The sequence below is a fragment of the Streptomyces kronopolitis genome (assembly GCF_050953795.1).
Classification (GTDB): Bacteria; Actinomycetota; Actinomycetes; order Streptomycetales; family Streptomycetaceae; genus Streptomyces; species Streptomyces kronopolitis_A.
In genome coordinates this window covers 7,527,411-7,545,427 of the sequence record NZ_CP191850.1, presented here as the reverse complement: position 1 = coordinate 7,545,427, position 18,017 = coordinate 7,527,411, and the positions used below count along the sequence as shown (strand labels likewise).

Below are 18,017 nucleotides of genomic sequence, written 5' to 3'. Positions count from 1 at the left end.
CGGGTCCTTGCGGCAGCCGCGCGAGTCCCGTTTCCTGGATGAAACAGACATTTCGGCGCGTATGCGCCATGAGCAGGGAAGTGAGCTGCGGACGAGGACATGCACCAGGCCCGAATCCACCCCCACGACCACCGGCCGCGACGGCAGCTCACCGCACCGCTCTCCGCTCTGTGGGCAGCGGCGCGCCGCGCGATGGAGGAACCCTCCGCCACCACGGGCGTCTTCCGCCACTACACCCACAACGCGCCGGTACTGATCATCGCCGTCGTCGCATGCCTCGCCCTCGCCGACGGCACCGGCATGAACTGGCTGCCGCTGCTCGCCGTCGGCCCCGCACTGGCCGCCGCCACCAGCGGGCCGTGGGGGGTGCTCCGCATCGGCGCCCTCGCGGTGGCGCTGGCCGCGGCGCTCGGCGTACGCGGCGGCGCGCCGGGCACCGAGCAGGCGATCATCCTGTCCGCGCTGACCGCCGTGACCTTGGCCGGCGGCCTGGCCGGCGCGCTGCGCCGGCGCCGCGAACACGTACTGGCCGCCGTCCGTTCGGTGGCCGAAGCCGCCCAGCACGCCTTCCTCAAGCCGGTGCCGTCGACCGTCGGCCCCTTCCAGGCCGCGGTCCACTACAGCGCCGCCGCTGCCGAGGCACGGATCGGCGGCGACCTTTACGCGCTGGTGCCCACGCCGTACGGGGTACGGCTCATCGTGGGCGACGTGCGCGGCAAGGGACTGCCGGCCGTGGGGGTCGCCGCCCTCGTGCTGGGCGTGTTCCGGGAAGCGGCCTACGACGAGCCGGATCTCCTCGATGTGGTGCACCGCATCGAACGGAGCCTGGCGCGCAACCTCGGCCCCGACGACTTCGTCACCGCGGTGCTCGCGGGCTACCCGGAGGACGGCCGCATGGAGCTGGTCAACTGCGGGCACGCCGCTCCCCTGCTGGTCCACGAATCCGGAATCCTGCCGGTCGAACCCGCCCGTCCGGCCCCGCCGCTCGGACTGCGGTCCCTGGCCGACGAGTCGCCAAGTCTCCAGCACCTCACGCTGGTCGACGGCCATCAGGTCCTCTTCTACACCGACGGGGTCACCGAGGCCCGCGACCACGAGCGGGCGTTCTACCCGCTCGGGGAACGACTGGCCCAGCACCTCTCGGAGGACCCCTCCCGCACCCTGGCCGCGCTGCACGAGGACCTGCTCGCCCACGTGGGCGGTGAACTGCACGACGACGCCGCCATGCTGCTGCTGCGAAAGCCGGCCGACGCCCCCCGCGAGCAGACCGACACCGCCCCGGTGGCACCGGCACGGCCGGCACGCCCCGCCGACCGCTGCGCCACTCCCGCGGTCGGTGCTGCCGAATAACCCGCGGGGAGCCGTGCAAGATGGCCCGGACCGGACCAAGAAACCCGGAAGGAGCGCCTCCGATGTCGAAACCACCGCTTCCCGATGCGGCGATCGCCGTACTGGCCAAGGCGAACCCGGCGGTCATCACGACGCTGCGCCCCGACGGCCAGCCGGTCTCCACCGCCACCTGGTACCTCTGGGACAACGGCCGAGTCCTGGTCAACATGGACGAGGGCCGCAAACGGCTGGCACACCTCCGCCACGACCCGCGCGTCAGCCTCACCGTGCTCGACGAGGGCAACTGGTACACCCACCTCAGCCTCATCGGCCACGTCACCGAGACCACCACGGACGACAACCTCACCGACATCGACCGCCTCGCCCAGCACTACCTGGGCAGGCCCTACCCCCAACGCGACCGCCGCCGCATCACCGCCTGGATCGCCATCGACCGCTGGCACGGCTGGGGCACCCTGAAGGACAGCGACCAGGCGGGCTGACGTCGCGGGGCGGTGGCGCGCGGCACCCGGCGGCTCGCATCGGGAGGCTGCGCCGGCCACGACGTGCGCAGCGGTATGAAGGCGTACCCGAGCTGGAGTCGATGGGTCGCTCACCTCGACGATGATGCACTCGACGAACGACTCTTCACCGAAGCCGGGGTGGCCTGTCCCCGACCGGTCATCATCGCCACGCCGCGTGCCCAACTCGGCTAGCCTCCTGCCGGTCGTCTACCGAGGCTGCAACGAGGCCGGGAAGAGAATCGTCGTGTCTGTCCTCATCGCCGGCGGAGCCGGGTACATCGGAAGCACCGTCGCCTCGGCCTGCTTGGACGCGGGCCTCACCCCGGTGATCCTCGACAACCTCGTCCGAGGACGGGCCGAGTTCACCGCTGGGCGCATCTTCTACGAGGGCGATATCTCCGATGGGGCGCTCATCGACCGGATCTTCTCGGAGCACCCTGGCATCTCTGCCGTGGTCCACTGTGCGGCACTGATCGTGGTGCCGGAGTCCGTCGCCGACCCGGTCGGCTACTACGAGGCGAACGTCACCAAGAGTCTGGCGTTCGTCAGCCACCTTCACCGCAACGACTGCGACCGCCTGATCTTCAGCAGCTCGGCCTCCATCTACCTGGCCGAGGACGGCTCCCCCGTCACCGAGGACTCGCCGCTGGCGCCGCAGAGCCCCTACGCGCGGACCAAGGCGGTCTGCGAGGAGATGTTCGCCGACATCGCCGCGGCCGGACAGATGCGGGTGCTGTCGCTGCGCTACTTCAACCCGGTCGGCTCAGACCCCCTGTTGCGCACCGGTCTTCAGCTCAAGAGGCCCAGCCACGCCCTGGGCAAGCTGATCCAGGCCCACCAGGAGGGCACGCCGTTCCCGGTCACCGGCGTGAACTACCCGACCCGCGACGGGACGGGTATCCGCGACTACGTGCACGTCTGGGACCTCGCCGAGGCCCACATCGCGGCGGTGGACCGCTTCGACTCGATCCTGACGGAGTCGGAATCGTCGATCGCGATCAACCTGGGCACCGGCTCGGGCACCACCGTCCGGGAGCTGTGCACAGCGTTCAACAATGTCGTGAGCACGCCCCTGACCACGGTCGACACCGCCCCCAGGCCGGGTGACGTCGCCGGCGGATACACCCTGAGCGACCGGGCCGCGAAACTGCTGGGGTGGACGCCGAAGCTGCCCCTGGAGGAGGGCATCCGTTCCGCCCTGGACTGGATCCCGGTACGCGACGAGATGCTGAAGGGCTGACCCGGCCGGTGTGCGAACCACGTCCCACGTCCATCGATCGGGCGGGTTCCGCCTTCCCTACGTTGCACGCAGGGCTCATGAAGCGTCTCAGCTCTCCAGGAGTCCCTTGCGCAAGGTGGCGCAGGCGCGGCTGAGGAGGCGGGAGACGTGCATCTGGGAGAGGCCCAGTTCCTCGCCGATTTCCGCTTGTGTCATTTCCGCGCCGAAGCGGAGCTGGAGGAGGGTGCGGTCACGTTCGTCCAGATCGGCCAGGTGTGGCTTGAGGGCCTGGACGTCTTCGGCCAGGGCGAGGGCGGGGTCGTCGGTGCCGATGAGGTCGGCGACCAGTCCGGCCTGCTGCTTTCCGCCGGCGGCCTGGATGGGGCGGTCGATGGAGTCGCTGTCATAGCCGTTGGAGGCCACGAGTCCCTCGGCGACCTCCTCCTCCGTCAGATCGAGGTGGGTGGCGAGGTCGGCGGCGGACGGTTCGTGGACGCCCTCGCACGCCAGCTCCTCGCGGGCGCGGGCCAGGTCGATACGGAGTTCCTGGAGCCGCCGGGGCACCCGTACCGACCAGGTCGTGTCGCGGAAGAACCGCTTGATCTCGCCCTGGATGTAGGGGACGGCCAGGGTGGTGAACTCCACGTCGCGGGAGGCGTCGTAGCGGTCGATCGCCTTGATCAGGCCGATCGTGCCGACCTGTAGGACGTCCTCCATGGATTCTCTGCGGCTGGAGAACCGGCGCGCGACGTAGCGCACCAGGGAGAGGTTCATCTCGATCAGGGTGTTCCGCACGTACTGGTACTCGCTCGTCCCCTCGTCGAGCTCTTCCAGCCGCAGCAGGAACCGCTTGGACAACTCCCTTGCGTCGGCGGGGGCGACACGTTGCGGGGCCGGGACCTGCGGCAGCACCGTCGGAGCCGGAACGGCGCGCTCCTCGGATGTGGTCTTCGGGTCCCTTCCCGCCGCCAACGTGCTGTTGCTCGTCATGCGCTTGGCTCCCGCCTGTTGCTGAGCCCCCGTCGGTCGCTCCCCTACCCGCCGCTGCCGACGGTATGTCCCGACATCTGCACGTCGCTCCGGGCGCGGACGCAGCGGCTCCGCACGGGCTCCGCACCGGTCCGCTCCGGGTCCGCTCCGGGTACGGCTGGGGCTCCGGCTCAGGTCGTCGCCAAATCCGCTTGCCTGCGCGCCGACACCGTGACACCATCTCTTAATGCAACTGGAGTAGTGATAGCGATTACCGCCGCCCCCTCAGCACGCATGACCACACATGACCACGCATCAGCACGTACCCGCATGCCCCAGGTAAGGAAGCAGCCCAGCCATGTCGCGCCGTGTCGCCTCGTTTCAGCGATTTCCCGTCCCCGACCCCGGCGCGGGCCCGTACGCCCTCACCACCGGACCCGACCAGGCACTGTGGTGCACCCTGGTCCACGCCGGGCAGATCGCCTGTCTGACGCCGGACGGTCAACTCGTGTGCCATCGGCTCGACTCCGCGTCCTGCGGGCCGACCACCATCACCCCGGGGCCCGACGGCGCGCTGTGGTTCGCCCGGACCCAGGACCACCGGATCGGACGGATCACCGTGACCGGGGAGGCGACCTCGTTCCCCCTGCCGAGTCCGGGCGGCGGTCCGTTCGGCCTCGCGTCCGGCCCCGACGGAGCCCTGTGGTTCACGCAGATGCACGCCGACCGCATCGGACGGATGACCACGGACGGCGCGGTGACGGAGTTTCCGCTGCCGGTCAGCGGAGCTTTCGCCTCGGCCCTCACCACCGGTCCCGATGGCGCCCTGTGGTACACCCTCAATCAGGCGCATGCGATCGGCCGGATCAGCCTCCAGGGAGAGGTGACGGTCTACCCGCTGCCCACCGCGGACGCCGCGCCGGTCGGCATCACCTGCGGCGCGGACGGCGCCCTGTGGTTCGTCGAGATCGGCGCCGGACGGATAGGCCGGATCGCCACGGACGGCCGGATCGAGGAGTTCCCCCTCCCGGACCCCGCGTGCCGGCCGCATGCGATCGTCGCGGGCCCGGACGGAGACTGCTGGTTCACCGAGTGGGGAGCCCACCGCATCGGCTCCATTACCCCGGACGGACGTATCGAGGAATTCGACCTGCCGGACTCCTCGTCGGAACCGCACGGTCTGGCCTTCGGGCCGGACGGCGCCCTCTATGTGGCGCTGGAGAGCGGAGAGGTGGTCCGGATGATGCCGTGAGAACGCCGTCCCGAGGTGTCGCTCTCGTGCCTCCCCGCGGTGTCGCTACGGGCAACGTGCGTCGCAGTGTCACCATCAGTCGCAGTGTCACCATCAGCAGCACAGCGACAGCACATGCCCCGCAGCGGGGGCGCCGGCCAGCGGCGGTGCCACGGCGGGACAGCCCACGGGGCGGACGGCTCGGCGGGCCGGCGTCCGAGGAAAGGTGCCCGAATGAGCAGTCCAGCGGCCCGCGGGCAGATGCTGGGTGATCTGATCGCCGCCAGCCACGTGGTCACACTGGACCAGGTACCGGACATGGTCGCCAAGCACTCGGCCCGGGTCGGCTGGCTGGAGGTGCTGATCTACCTGGCCGACCTCCAGCAGGACGTGCTGTGCCTGCTCGCCGGCCAGGGCTCCGGAGCCGGCGGCGGGGCGGAGGCCGTTCCCGAGGAGATGCGGATCGAGGGCACGCTCGCGGGGCGGGCCTTCCAGACCGGGGGCATCGTCGCGAGCACCGCCTCCGAGGGCGGCCTGTGGTGGGTGCCGTTGCTCGACGGGACCGAGCGTCTGGGGGTCCTGCGGGCCTCGGCCGCACCCGGGACGGAATGGGACGCCCAATCGGCCCAGGACCTGCGCAATCTCGCCGGGCTGATCGCCCTGATGGTGGTCAGCAAGCGCGGGACGAGCGATACGTACGCCCGCCTCGTACGGCGTCGCCGGATGAACATCGCCGCGGAGATGGAGTGGCGCGTGATGCCACCGCGGACGTTCGCCACCGGCCGCTTGCTGATCAGCGCGGTGATGGAGCCCGCCTACGAGGTCAGTGGCGATGTCTTCGACTACGCCGTCGCCGACGAGATCGTGCACCTCGCGCTCTTCGACGCGATGGGCCACGACACCGCCGCCGGGCTGACCGCGAGCCTCGCGGTGGCCGCCAGCCGCAACCACCGCCGGCAGGGCTCCGGGATCCTGCCGACCGCCGAAGCCATGGGACGGGTGCTCGCCGACGAGTTCGACGGCAACCGCTTCGCCACGGGCATCCTGGCCGAGCTGAACACCGCCACCGGGGTACTCATCTGGACCAGCCTGGGACACCCGGCACCGGTCGTCATCCGCAAGGGACGCACCGCGCTGGTGCTGCCCTGCTCGCCCGCCCCGCCCATGGGCACCGACCTGGGCGTATCGCCGTTGCTCTGCCGGGACCAGCTGGAGCCCGGCGATCGGCTGCTCCTCTACAGCGACGGCATCACCGAGGCCCGCAACAGCGAGGGCCAGGAGTTCGGCCTGCCGAGATTCACCGACTTCCTGATCCAGCACCACGCCGACGGGCTGCCCGTGCCCGAGACCCTGCGCCGCCTGATGCGACGTCATCTCGCTTACCACGGCGGACGGCTCAACGACGACGCCACCGTCCTGCTGCTGGAGTGGAGCGGCCCCACCCCCTACCGCCCGGCCCACGTCGAGGCCCTCGCCGGCCTGCCGGAATACACCACCCCCGCCACCGCCCTGCCCACCCGCTGGACGCGGCCCGACGCCGAGGAGCCGTGAGGTGCCCGGGGTCAGGAGGGCAGGGAGGCGGCGGGCGCAGGCATGCTCTGGCCAGCCGGGGCATACGCACCATACGCCGCCAGGCATCACGACACACTCTCCGTGAGCGCAACACCCGACGTCAGCACAGTCCTCCCGCAGGCACCCGCGCTTCGCGCCCCATGACAGGAGCCCCCATGACCGAGACCGAACAGAACGCCCCGGCAGCGCCGGCCGCCTTCCGCGCGGAGGCCTTCACGCGTCATGGCCACTGGCATCTCGAGATCGCCAGCCTCGACCGCGAGCCCGATGCCGGCGACACCGAAGCGCTGCTCGTCACCCTGTGGCCGGTCGGGGAGACCCCCGAGGGCAGCGGCTTCCCGGCCGAGGCGCTCCGCGACCAGCTGCGCGAGAACGGCTTCGACCTGGCCGACCCCGGCCACGGCACCGGCGGCTGGACGCCCACCGGCGACCGGGACCGCTTCACCACCGCCTGTTACCAGAAGGACGAGGCGACGGCCTGAGCCACCGCGCGCCTCACGGGACGCGGGGAATGTGCCGGAGGGGCGGCTCCGGTGTGCGCCTGCCCCTCCGGCTCGCGCGTCTGCCCCTCCGGGCTCGTGCGCAGGGTCAGCCGGTCTGCAGGGCCGCGTCGTCGATGACGAAGCTGGTCTGGAGGCCGGAGTCCTCGGTGGCGGTGAAGGTGAGGGTGATCCGCTGTCCGATGTAGGAGCTCAGGTCCAGGGTCCGCTGGGTGTAGCCGGCGGCCGCGTCGGTGTTGGAGAGGGTCGTCAGGGTGGTGCTGCCCACCTTGACCTTGAAGGTGTCGTAGGCGACGCCGCCGCTCTCGTCGGTGTCGATGTGCAACCAGTAGGTCAGGGTGGCCTTGCGGCAGCCGGCGGGCACGGTCACCGGCTGGCTGATGGTGTCGGTGGCCGAGTAGCCGTATCCGGCGAGCCAAGCGAATCTGCTGCCGCCGTGGGCGGACTGGCCGGAGTGGGCCCCGATCGCTCCGGTGTCGCCCGTCCAGGGCGTGGTGCCGTTCTCGAAACCACCGTTGCCCAGGAGCTGTTGGCCGGTGCAGCCGCCCGTTCCCTTGACGGTGAGGGTGTAGGTCGCGGTGTGGGTGACGGACCCGGTGCCGGTGACGGTCAGGGGGTAGGTGCCCGGCGCCGTGGCCGCGGTCGTGGTGACGGTCATGGTGGAGCCGGCGCCGGAGGTCACCGAGGAGGGGCTGAAGGAGACGTTCACCCCTGCCGGCGCGCCGGACGCCGACAGCTGCACCGTCTGGGCGGAACCGGCGGTGGTCGCCGTGGAGACGGTGCCGGTGGCCGACGCACCCGGGTCGACGGTGCCGGCCGTGGGGCTGACGGCCAGCGAGAAGTCGTTCGCCGGGGTGGACGGCGTGACGGCGAGCTGCCACAGGGTGGCGGCGATGCCGTCGACGCTGCGGTCGAGTCCGGTGGCGTTGATGTTGCCTGTGGTGTCGCAGGACTGGTGGTAGCAGGAGTCATAGGCGCGGCTGGCGGTGCCGCCCCACTTGGCCGCCTGCGCCGTGGTCTTCCTGGCGCTGGCGCCCATCGCATAGCCGGAGGTCGCGATGCCGGCCTGCTCGAAGGAGTAGTCGTCGGAGCGGCCCGCGCCCTCGGTGTTCTCCTCCGGCTGGAGGTTCAGCGAGTCCCAGTAGGCCTTCATGGGCTGGGCGGCGGCGGAGTTGATGTGGTTGATGAAATAGCCGCCGTTGGGCGAGGCGATCATGTCGAAGTTGTAGTAGGCCTTGATCTTCGCCCGCTCGGCGGAGGAGAGGGAATTGACGTAGAAGTCGGAGCCGTTGAGGCCCTGCTCCTCGTCCGTCCACCAGCCGAACCGGACGCGGGCGGCCATGGCGGGGTGCTGCTCGGCGAGGGTCAGTGCCGTCTCCAGCAGCGCGGCCGAGCCGGAGCCGTTGTCGTTGATGCCCGGACCTGCCGAGACGCTGTCGAGGTGGGAGCCGAACATGTACACCTTGGACGCGTCGCCCTGCGGCCATTCGGCGATCAGATTGGGACCGGCCCCCGAGGCGCAGCCGGAGGTGCAGGGCTGCTCGGTGACGGTGTAACCGGCCGCCTGGAGCTTGCCCTTGACGTAGGCGACGGAGTCCCGGTAGCCCTGCCCGCTGGATTTGCGGGTGCCGCCGTTGCGGGTCGCTATGGCGTTCAGCTCGGTGAGGTGGGCCTGCACCTTGGCCACGTCGACGTCCGGCGCCGCGAGGAGCGCGGCGCGGTCGGCGTCGGCGGGTGGCCGCGGCGCGGCGGGAGCGTGCCCGGCCCGGTCGGCGGCGGAGAGCGTGCGGGACGGCGGAGCAGCGGGCGGGTCCGCCGAAGGCGCGGCGGCTGCGGGGAGGACGGCGGCCCCGAGGGTGACGGCCAGGGATATTCCGGCCACCGCGAGTCTTCGTATCACCATGACTCCTTGAGGGGGTAGGCAGTTCTACCGACGGAGGTTCTGGTGGAACGCCGGGCCGCGTACGCCGTACCGTCCTGCCGGCTCCGACGACGTGGTGCACTGCGGGCAGAAAGGCGACATGTCCATGACCCAGGCGGCCGTACCATCACACCGGGACGCCTGCGGCGTCAATGGATGTCCCTGAACAGAGCGCCCTTTGTCGAAAAATGTCAGATGGCGCCCGATATCCGGGCACGCATCGGCCCTTCGCCTCCCGCGCCGCTCCCGATCCCGACCCCCGGCCGGCGGCATGACGACGGACCGGAGCGCCGACCGCCCCCGCACCGGCGCGCGGCCGGCGCAGGGGCTGCCGGCGCTCCCGGTACCTCCCGTGTGGTGGCGGCTCTAGCCGCGGGGGCTGCTGATCCGCTCCGGCTGGATCACATAGAGCACCCGCACCTGGTCACGGCCGCCGAACCACGGGTAGGGCCCGCCGAGATACTTCTGCGCGAGCGCCTCGATGTGCTCGACCGCTCCCTCGGTGGTCACCCGCACCACACGGCCGCGGATCTGCACGTACGACGTGGGATCCGAGGGGTCGGCGACCGCGACGGCCACCCGCGGGTCACGGGCGATGTTGCGGGTCTTCTGATGCGACTCGACGCTGTTGATCAGTACGTGCTCACCGTCGGTGTCGACCCATGTCTGGGTGAGCTGCGGCGAGCCGTCGGGCATCGTGGTCGCGAGGTAGCAGGTGACGGGGCGGCGCAGCAGCGCCACCAGGTCCTCGCCGAGGGGTACGGGCACGGGGATTCTCCAGGTTCGTTCCGGTGGTGCCGGGCCACGGTATCCAGGGCGGGAGTGCCGCGCCCGGCGGCCCCGGGCTCCGCGATTCCCGTACTACCGCTGCCGGCGGACGAGCGCAGTCCGCGGCATCCCCGCAGGCCCCGGACCCGGACGGGGTCCACCAGGTGCCCCGTCCGCGTCGTACCCCTGCGCCCAAGTCGCCCGGACCCGGCGCCGGTTGCGATGATCAGCCGACTTCCAGCGCGTCGGCCCGCCTCTTGAGGTCCGCTGCGATGTGATCCCGGTCCGGGCCGTGCATCCACAGATTCTCGGCAGCCGCACGCAGCAGCGCCGGCTCGTCGGGCCGCTGCAGGAGCACCAGCCGGTAGGCCGGATTCCGGATCCAGACCGGCAGGTAGCCGTCGACCACGTGCGGGCAGAGTTCACACAGCACGGCAAGGACCGAATCCGCGTCGGCGAACGTCAACTCCTCGACGAAGGAGTGCTCCCCGTGGTCGAGCCCGCACTCCGGCGCGGGCCCGTACTCGTCTCCGTAGCGACAGCGGGCGTGCTCCGCCAGAGTGCTGTGCATGACCGGGAGCCTATGACCGGTCAGGGCCGCCGCGGTCACCGCCCTGGCCGGTGGGTGCGGCCGCCCGTGCTGCCCGGTCCGCCAGTGCCCGCACTTCGGCGGCCACGGCGAGGTGCCGCTCCCGTGGGATGTCGTGGCCCACGCCCGGCTGGAGGACCAAGCGTGCGTCGGGGATGGCCGCGGCGGTGGCGCGGGCCGCTGAGGGTCGGAGCAGGGGGTCGTCGGTGCCGTGCAGCACCAGCGCCGGGACGCGCAGCTCCGACAGGGGCGGGCCGTGCCACGTGGCGCCGATCTGGCGGGACTGGGCCTTGGCGTCGGCGAGGGCAGTGTCCACGTCGGCGGTGATCCGCTCCCGTGCCTCCGTCTCGTCGAAGGGGTAACCCGGTGACGCGCACAGGCGGGCGACCGCGAGCCCGGTCGCGATCCTTTCGTCGCGGTCGCGCGGGGGCTTGAGCCGGGCGAACTTGGCGAGGGTGCCCAGGCGGAGGTGCCGGAACGCGCCCAGCCCGCCGACGTCGCTGGGCAGCGCCGCGGACGAGGTGAGGGTGCGGACCCGGTCCGGGTGGCGGAGTGCGACGCGCTGCGCCACGAGGCCGCCGAGCGAGTGCCCGAAGAGGTGGGCGGACTTCCAGCCGAGCTCGTCCATGACCGCCAGGGTGTCGTCGGCCAGATCCTCGGCCGTATACGCCGCGCGGCGGCGGCCCGCCAGCGCCATGAAGGGGTTGCCCGAAGTGGCGCTTCCCGTCAGGCGCGTGGACTCCCCCACATCACGCTGGTCGTAGCGCGCGACGGAGAATCCGGCGGCGGCGAAGGCCGCGCACAGCTGCCGCGGCCACCAGTGCCGGGACACCGCCAGGCCCATCACCAGGAGCAGCGGCTCACCCTGGGCGCCCTCCTGGAACCGGTCGTAGGCGAGTTCAACCGTCCCGTTGCGGGCAAAGCGGCGTGCGGTCCAGGTCATGTCGGCCCCCTCGATGAGTCCCCAATACTGCGATCACCGTTCGCAGTATTAGACTACAGGTCGGCCGGTCCGGGGCCGGGCGGCGAAGCAGCAAGGGCGGGAAGGCGGCGGGGAGTTGTGAGTGATCCGAAGTCCCGGCACACCGTGTGGTCACGCCCCGAGCGGGGCGCGCGTGGGCCCGCACCCGAGCGGGATCGACGTCAGATCACCGCCGCCGCCCTCGCGTTGGCCGACGCCGAGGGTCTGGCCGCCGTGTCGATGCGCGCGCTCGCACAGAGTCTGGGCACCGGGCCCGCTTCGCTCTACCGGTACGTGGCCGGCCGGCACGACCTGCTGGAGCTGATGGCGGACGCGGTGGTGGGAGAGATCGACCTCACGACCGCGCCCAGCGGCGACTGGATCGGCGACCTCGTCGGCCTCGCCCTCCAGTCCAAGGCCGCCTGCACGCGCCATCCTTGGCTGCTCGACCTCTACGCCCAGCAGGGCAGCCCGGTCGGACCGCAGGCGATCGACTACCTCGACCACTGCCTCGCCGTCATGGCCCCGGCGCCCGGCTCCGGCCGGCAGAAGCTGGAGGCGATCGGCATCCTCGGCGGCCTCGTCACCCTCTTCGCCCGCCAGGAACTCTCCGCCGCGGGCCCGCCGCCCGCGCAGGCGGCCCACCTCGCCGCCGTCGCCGCCGAGGGACGCCATCCGCATCTGAGCGCCGCACTGGCCGACGCCGGGCCGGCGCCGTCGGACGACCCCGCCGACGGGGACGCCGTGTTCGCCCGCCTGGTGGGCCGCGTCCTTACGGGGCTGCTCGCCTAGCAGAGCATCGCGCCCCGACGCATCGGCGAGAGGATGCGCGTTATCCAGGTTCGGATGAGGAGGCGCTCGGGCCGGCTTCGGTCAACGTGATTCGGCCAGATGCGGTGAACGCTTTGAGCATTCCTTGCCCGGAACCAAGGTGGCCCGATGCCCACTTACCTCTGCGGCAGCCCCCGTCAACCGAGAATTCTTCGATGTCACACGCGAGGTCTCCGTCCAGTGTGGAGGCGCTGACGGACATATCGCACGCCGCGGAGAACTCCACCTCCACGTCTCCATGCTTCGAAGCAAGGTCGATGACGGTTCCCGGCCCGGATCGGTGCACTCCGATTTCTATACGGCCCCGGGTGGATTGCGCCACCGTCCGCCCGCCCCCGATACCGGAAATCGCCATGTCTCCGGAACTGGTCCACGCGTTCAGGTTTCCTTCCGTTCCCGCCACGAGAATACTCCCGCTCATACTGCGCAGCTGAGCGGTGGCCGGCATGTCAGTGAGGGAAGCCTTCGCGCTTACCGAGTCCACCTTGAGCTCTACATGCCGGGGGACGCTGAGCGAGATGTCGGCCCGGCGCTGACGGGTCCGTTTATCCAGGATTCCGAGCAGCGAACCCTTGTCGTGCGCAAGTACCAGTGATCCATTGTTCCTGGACGCTCTTAGCGGGGCGCCGCAGAACCCGGCGATCTCCAGGGTGCAAGTTGAGTCTCGGGAGCGGGTTATCTCGACGCTACCGCCCACCATTCGGATGTGGATCTGCGTGATCCCTACAGGGATTTCCACCGACCCTGGTTCCGATATTTTCCATTTCTGTCGCTTCAATTTCAGCCCCGTCCTGAACCGCGTTGAGGGAACTGCGGCGGACACACCCAATGAGTGCCGTGAGTGCCCCTCCGCCGCAGGGTCACAGGTGTAGCGGTCACTGAAAAGCTACATGAAAACGATTCTCAGGTGCAACTGGGGGCTCTCTCGCCATCCAGCCCTTGAGATCGTTCGCGTGGTGCTCGGCAGAGCTCTGGGGGCGGGGTTCGGCGCAGCGATGGCCTGCGGTCGGCGGAGCGTGGGGGTGTGAATTCGGAGCTGAGGGTGGGTGTGGTGGGGGCGGTGGGCCGACCGGGTGAAAGTGCGTCTGAAGGGTTGGATGACTGTCGCTTCGGGCTCCTAATGGTGGTGAACCGGTGGGCTGCCCATCCCTCCTGGATGGGCAGCCCACCATGCGGTCATTCGGTTTGTTTGTGCTGTGTGTTGCGGTCCTCCGGGAGCAAGGCGTTGTGGTGTCGGCGTGATCTGGCGTCGTCCGTACCACGAGAGCCGCATGGGGAGCCCCCTCAGAGCGATCGAGAGGCTCCCTCAGCATGACCACACACACTCAGGCCTGGCTGCCGCCGCAGATCTCCGCTCTTCTCGCCGGCGGGCAGGCAGTTGCGGGCCTCGCCGCGCTCGGCTCCGGCCTCACGGCCGGGGTGCAGCAGCACTTGGCGCTGCTGGCCGCCGTCACGCTCCCCGCCGGCACCACCCCGGTCGCGGTGGCAGTGGCGCCTAACGGCAACGTCTACGTCCCCAACGTGAACTCGGCGAATGTGACGGTGATCGACAGCGCCACCAACACCGTCATCGCCACCCTCCCCACCGGCACCCAGCCGAATGCGGTGGCGGTGGCGCCCAACGGCAACGTCTACATCACCAACAACGCCTCGGGCAATGTGACGGTGATCGACAGTGCCACCAACATGGTCATCGCCACCGTCACCACTGGTACCCAGCCGACCACGGTTGCGGTGGCGCCCAATGGACACGTCTACGTCGTCAACAACGCCACAACGGATGTGACGGTGATCGACAGTTCCACCAACACCGTCATCGCCACCCTCCCCGTCGGCAGCACCCCGCGGGGGGTGGCGGTGGCGCCCAACGGCAACGTCTACGTCGCCAACCGCGGCTCGGGCAATGTGACGGTGATCGACAGTGCCACCAACGTGGTCATCGCCACCGTCCCCACCGGCACCAGTCCGCAAGCCGTGGCGGTGGCACCCAACGGCAACGTCTACGTCGCCAACAACGGCTCGGCCAATGTGACGGTGATCGACAGTGCCACCAACACGGTCATCGCCACCCTCCCCACCGGCAACCAGCCGAATGCGGTGGCGGTGGCGCCCAACGGCCGCGTCTACATCACCAGTCAAAGCTCGGGCAATGTGACAGTGATCGACAGTGCCACCAACACCGTCATCGCCACCCTCCCCACCGGCACCGGCCCGAATGGGGTGGCGGTGGCGCCCAACGGCATCGTCTACATCCCCAACGGCGGCTCGGGCAATGTGACGGTGATCGACAGTGCCACCAACACGGTCATCGCCACCCTCCCCGCCGGAGCCGGCCCGTTTGCGGTGGCGGTGGCGCCCAACGGCAACATCTACGTCCCCAACGTCACCTCGAACAATGTGAGTGTGTTCCCTCCGGTACCTCGGCTGACCTCCCTCACCCCGGCACAGGGGGCGTCCGCAGGAGGCACGACGGTGACGATCACCGGCACCAACCTGACGGGTGCGACGCAGGTGCTGTTCGGTTCGACACCGGGCACGAACATCGTGGTGGCCCCGGACGGCATGTCGCTGACGGTCGCAGCCCCTCCGGGCACGGGCACCGTGCAGGTGACCGTGACCACTCCCGGTGGGCCGAGCAACGCGCTGAGCTACACCTATGTGTTGCCGTCGACGTCGACGACGGTGGTGTCGGTGAGTCCGAATCCAGTGGCGTGTGGCCAGCCGGTGACGCTGACCGCGCAGGTGGCCACGGTTCCGCCGGGCGCGCTTCCCGCTCCGACGGGGACGGTGACGTTCGTCGTCAGTGATGACGGCCCGGCGCTGACCGGCACCCTCAACGCTGCGGGCCAGGCCACCGTCGTGCTCAACTCCGCGCTCCCCGCCGGGCTGCATCAGGTGGTGGCGGTCTACAGCGGTGACGGAAACTATCAGGGCTCCGGCTCCCCCCTCGCACCACTGACCGCCACCGCCTCTGCGACCACCACGACGGTGACGGCGACCCCGAACCCCTCCACGACGGGGCAGTCCGTGACGGTCTGCGCGCAGGTCACCGCCTCCGCCTTCGGCGCGGGTATCCCGACCGGGAACGTGGTGTTCACCGGTCCCGGCGGCCTCAACCAGACCGTCCCGGTCAACGCCACGGGCCAGGCGTGCTTCACCTCCACCACCCTGGTGTCGGGAACCATCACTGCCACCTACGGCGGCCAGGCGTGCTTCACCGGGTCCTCCGGCACCGTGGCCGTGACCGTCCAGCAGGCCTCCACCTGTGTCGTCACGCTCGTCCCGCCGTCGGGGACGGTCACCGTCGGCCAGCCCACCACGGTGTTCGCCACCGTCACCTGCAACGGGGCACCCGTGCCGAACGCCGCGGTGACCTTCACCAGCAACGGCACCCCCATCGGCTCCGCCACCACCAACGTCTCCGGGGTGGCCACCGGCACGGTCACCTTCACCACCCCCGGCGCCAACACCCTCACCGCCACGGTCACCGCGACCGGCAGCACCTGCGCCTGCACGAACGTGGTTTCCGCGCCAGCCACCGTCACCGTCCAACCGTCCGGCTCCGGCAGCCTCAAGGCGCTGCCGGCCTGCTACCGGCTCAACTTCCCCCCGCTGCCCTGGTCCTACGCCACCGCAACCCTCACCGCCACCGGCGCAACCCCCGGAGCGGTGATCACCTTCCACTCCGCCGGAGCAGGCGGACGCGTGCTGTGCACCGCCGTCGCCGACATGTACGGCAACGCCACCTGCAAGGGCGTCATCACCCCCGTCGAGAGCGGCCTCGGCTACACCGCAACCACCCCCGTCCCCGGCGGCTTCCTCACCGCAAGCAACATCCTCATGCTCTGCCTCTGACACCCGCGCGACAGCAGAGCCGCTCCCGCAACGCAACTGCGGGACGGCACGGGTCTCTCAGACCGGCCTGGAGGCTCCAGGCAGACTGTCCGGAATCCGCGACGAAGCCCCTACCGGCGGCCCTTGCTGCCGGTAGGGGCTTCGCGGCACCGGCCGGGGCGCCACCCGCTGCTGCCTAAAGGAAGCTCACGTTCTGTGCGAGGGCCAGCCGGTTGGAGTAGTTGATGGTGTTGGTCGCGGAGCGCATGTAGGCGCGCCAGGCGTCGGAGCCGGACTCGCGGCCGCCGCCGGTTTCCTTCTCGCCGCCGAAGGCGCCGCCGATCTCGGCCCCGGAGGTGCCGATGTTGACGTTGGCGATTCCGCAGTCGGAGCCCTCGGCGGACAGGAAGAGTTCGGCTTCCTGCTGGTCGCGGGTGAAGATGCTGGACGAAAGGCCCTGGGGGACGTCGTTGTGCAGGGCGATGGCCTCGTCGAGGGTGTCGTAGGTCAGCACGTACAGGATGGGCGCGAAGGTCTCCTCGCGGACGACCTCGCTCTGTTCGTCGACGCGCACCAGGGCCGGTTCGGCGTAGGCGGCCCGCGGGGCGGCGTCGGTGAGGCGCCGGTTGCCGCCGGCCAGGACCTTGCCGCCCTCCGCCTGCACCCGGGTCAGGGCGCCCTGCATGGTCTCCAGGGCCTGCGGGGAGATCAGGGGGCCGACGAGGGTGGACTCGTCGAGCGGGTCGCCGATGGGGAGCTTCTGGTAGGCGGCGGTGAGCCGGGCGAGGAGGGTATCGGCGATGTCGCGGTGCACGATGAGCCGGCGCAGGGTGGTGCAGCGCTGGCCCGCGGTGCCGGCCGCGGCGAAGACGATGCCCTGCACGGCGAGATCGAGGTCCGCGGAGGGGGTGACGACGGCCGCGTTGTTGCCGCCGAGTTCGAGCAGGCTGCGGCCGAAGCGGGCCGCGACGCGGGGGCCGACCTCGCGTCCCATGCGGGTCGAGCCGGTGGCGCTGACGAGGGCGACGCGGGGATCGTCCACGAGCTTCTCGCCGATGGCGCGGTCGCCGAGCAGCAGCCGGTGGACCCCGGCCGGGGCGCCGACCTCCTCGGCGGCCCGGGCCAGCAGCCGGTCGCAGGCGAGCGAGATCAGCGAGGTCAGCTCGGAGGGCTTCCAGACCACGGTGTCACCGCAGACCAGGGCGACGGCGGTGTTCCACGACCAGACCGCGGCGGGGAAGTTGAACGCGGAGATGACGCCGACCACGCCGAGCGGGTGCCAGGTCTCGGCGAGACGGTGGCCGGGGCGTTCGGAGGCGATCGTGCGGCCGTAGAGCTGGCGGGACAGGCCGACGGCGAACTCGCAGATGTCGATCATTTCCTGGACCTCGCCGAGCGCCTCGGAGCGGATCTTGCCCGCTTCGATGGTGATGAGGTCGGCCAGGTCGCTCCGGTGCTCACGCAGCAGCTCGCCCAGCCGCCGTACGAGTTCCCCGCGGCGCGGCGCGGGCGTGGTGCGCCAGGTCAGGAACGCCGCACGGGCGTCGGCGACGGCCTGTTCGGTGTCGGTGGCGGTGGCGGCCCGCAGGCCGAAGAGGTCCTCGCCGGTGAGGGGGCTGCGGGCGGAGAAGTCGCCGCCTTCGGGGACGGTGACGCCGAGGCGGGTGAGGCCGGTGCGGGCACGGGTGCGCAGGTCCTCGGTGGTGGGGAGGTGCGTGCGGGACATGGTGCTCCTTCGGGGTGTGGCGGGTGCGGGTGGCGGGCGGGCG

15 protein-coding genes are annotated in these 18,017 nt (G+C 70.7%); 8 read left to right on the top strand and 7 right to left on the bottom strand.

The window, feature by feature from the left end; translation table 11 throughout:
• Window positions 1-99: 99 nt before the first annotated feature.
• From ACQP17_RS33365 to galE, 3 genes are all read left to right on the top strand, one after another.
• Window positions 100-1,350, top strand: coding sequence for a PP2C family protein-serine/threonine phosphatase (locus tag ACQP17_RS33365; protein WP_433859658.1), 1,251 nt, complete (start codon window positions 100-102; stop codon window positions 1,348-1,350).
• A gap of 62 nt (window positions 1,351-1,412) precedes the next feature.
• Window positions 1,413-1,832 carry a PPOX class F420-dependent oxidoreductase gene (locus ACQP17_RS33360; protein ID WP_433859657.1) on the top strand — a complete coding sequence of 140 codons (420 nt, stop codon included), beginning with the start codon at window positions 1,413-1,415 and terminating at the stop codon, window positions 1,830-1,832.
• A 265-nt stretch (window positions 1,833-2,097) separates the two neighbouring features.
• Window positions 2,098-3,093, top strand: a complete 996-nt coding sequence (galE, locus tag ACQP17_RS33355) for a UDP-glucose 4-epimerase GalE (RefSeq protein WP_433859656.1) — start codon at window positions 2,098-2,100, stop codon at window positions 3,091-3,093.
• Between the two features lie 87 nt (window positions 3,094-3,180).
• On the opposite strand, the gene ACQP17_RS33350 is transcribed toward galE, so the two are convergent.
• On the bottom strand, window positions 3,181-4,062 hold the full coding sequence (locus ACQP17_RS33350; RefSeq protein ID WP_433859655.1) for a SigB/SigF/SigG family RNA polymerase sigma factor: 882 nt from the start codon (window positions 4,060-4,062) through the stop codon (window positions 3,181-3,183).
• A 337-nt stretch (window positions 4,063-4,399) separates the two neighbouring features.
• Between ACQP17_RS33350 and ACQP17_RS33345 the strand changes: the two genes are divergently transcribed.
• The 3 genes from ACQP17_RS33345 to ACQP17_RS33335 all read left to right on the top strand — a co-directional run bounded on the left by ACQP17_RS33345 (window position 4,400) and on the right by ACQP17_RS33335 (window position 7,326).
• Complete coding sequence (locus ACQP17_RS33345; protein ID WP_433859654.1) at window positions 4,400-5,293, top strand: virginiamycin B lyase family protein; 894 nt, start codon at window positions 4,400-4,402, stop codon at window positions 5,291-5,293.
• A 240-nt stretch (window positions 5,294-5,533) separates the two neighbouring features.
• Entirely contained in the window at window positions 5,534-6,823 is a 1,290-nt protein-coding gene (locus ACQP17_RS33340) for a PP2C family protein-serine/threonine phosphatase (RefSeq protein ID WP_433860072.1), read from the top strand.
• Window positions 6,824-6,999: 176 nt separating this feature from the next.
• Complete coding sequence (locus ACQP17_RS33335; protein WP_433859652.1) at window positions 7,000-7,326, top strand: hypothetical protein; 327 nt, start codon at window positions 7,000-7,002, stop codon at window positions 7,324-7,326.
• A 106-nt stretch (window positions 7,327-7,432) separates the two neighbouring features.
• On the opposite strand, the gene ACQP17_RS33330 is transcribed toward ACQP17_RS33335, so the two are convergent.
• The 4 genes from ACQP17_RS33330 to ACQP17_RS33315 all read right to left on the bottom strand — a co-directional run bounded on the left by ACQP17_RS33330 (window position 7,433) and on the right by ACQP17_RS33315 (window position 11,565).
• Window positions 7,433-9,247: a M28 family peptidase gene (locus ACQP17_RS33330; RefSeq protein WP_433859651.1), complete on the bottom strand. Its 1,815-nt coding sequence runs from the start codon at window positions 9,245-9,247 to the stop codon at window positions 7,433-7,435.
• Window positions 9,248-9,631: 384 nt separating this feature from the next.
• Entirely contained in the window at window positions 9,632-10,033 is a 402-nt protein-coding gene (locus ACQP17_RS33325; protein WP_433859650.1) for a PPOX class F420-dependent oxidoreductase, read from the bottom strand.
• A 226-nt stretch (window positions 10,034-10,259) separates the two neighbouring features.
• Entirely contained in the window at window positions 10,260-10,604 is a 345-nt protein-coding gene (locus tag ACQP17_RS33320; RefSeq protein WP_433859649.1) for a hypothetical protein, read from the bottom strand.
• Between the two features lie 10 nt (window positions 10,605-10,614).
• On the bottom strand, window positions 10,615-11,565 hold the full coding sequence (locus ACQP17_RS33315) for an alpha/beta fold hydrolase (protein ID WP_433859648.1): 951 nt from the start codon (window positions 11,563-11,565) through the stop codon (window positions 10,615-10,617).
• Between the two features lie 117 nt (window positions 11,566-11,682).
• Here ACQP17_RS33315 and ACQP17_RS33310 point away from each other — a divergent pair, with 117 nt between their 5' ends.
• Window positions 11,683-12,375 (top strand): TetR/AcrR family transcriptional regulator C-terminal domain-containing protein, encoded by a 693-nt coding sequence (locus ACQP17_RS33310; RefSeq protein ID WP_433859647.1) that lies wholly within the window; start codon window positions 11,683-11,685, stop codon window positions 12,373-12,375.
• Between the two features lie 40 nt (window positions 12,376-12,415).
• On the opposite strand, the gene ACQP17_RS33305 is transcribed toward ACQP17_RS33310, so the two are convergent.
• On the bottom strand, window positions 12,416-13,114 hold the full coding sequence (locus ACQP17_RS33305) for a DUF4097 family beta strand repeat-containing protein (RefSeq protein ID WP_433860071.1): 699 nt from the start codon (window positions 13,112-13,114) through the stop codon (window positions 12,416-12,418).
• 611 nt (window positions 13,115-13,725) lie between these two features.
• Here ACQP17_RS33305 and ACQP17_RS33300 point away from each other — a divergent pair.
• The gene (locus ACQP17_RS33300) at window positions 13,726-16,269 is read left to right on the top strand and encodes an Ig-like domain repeat protein (protein WP_433859646.1); all 2,544 of its coding nucleotides are present in this window, start codon (window positions 13,726-13,728) and stop codon (window positions 16,267-16,269) included.
• A gap of 175 nt (window positions 16,270-16,444) precedes the next feature.
• Here ACQP17_RS33300 and amaB read toward each other — a convergent pair whose 3' ends face one another.
• Entirely contained in the window at window positions 16,445-17,974 is a 1,530-nt protein-coding gene (gene amaB / locus ACQP17_RS33295) for an L-piperidine-6-carboxylate dehydrogenase (RefSeq protein WP_433859645.1), read from the bottom strand.
• Window positions 17,975-18,017 lie beyond the last annotated feature (43 nt).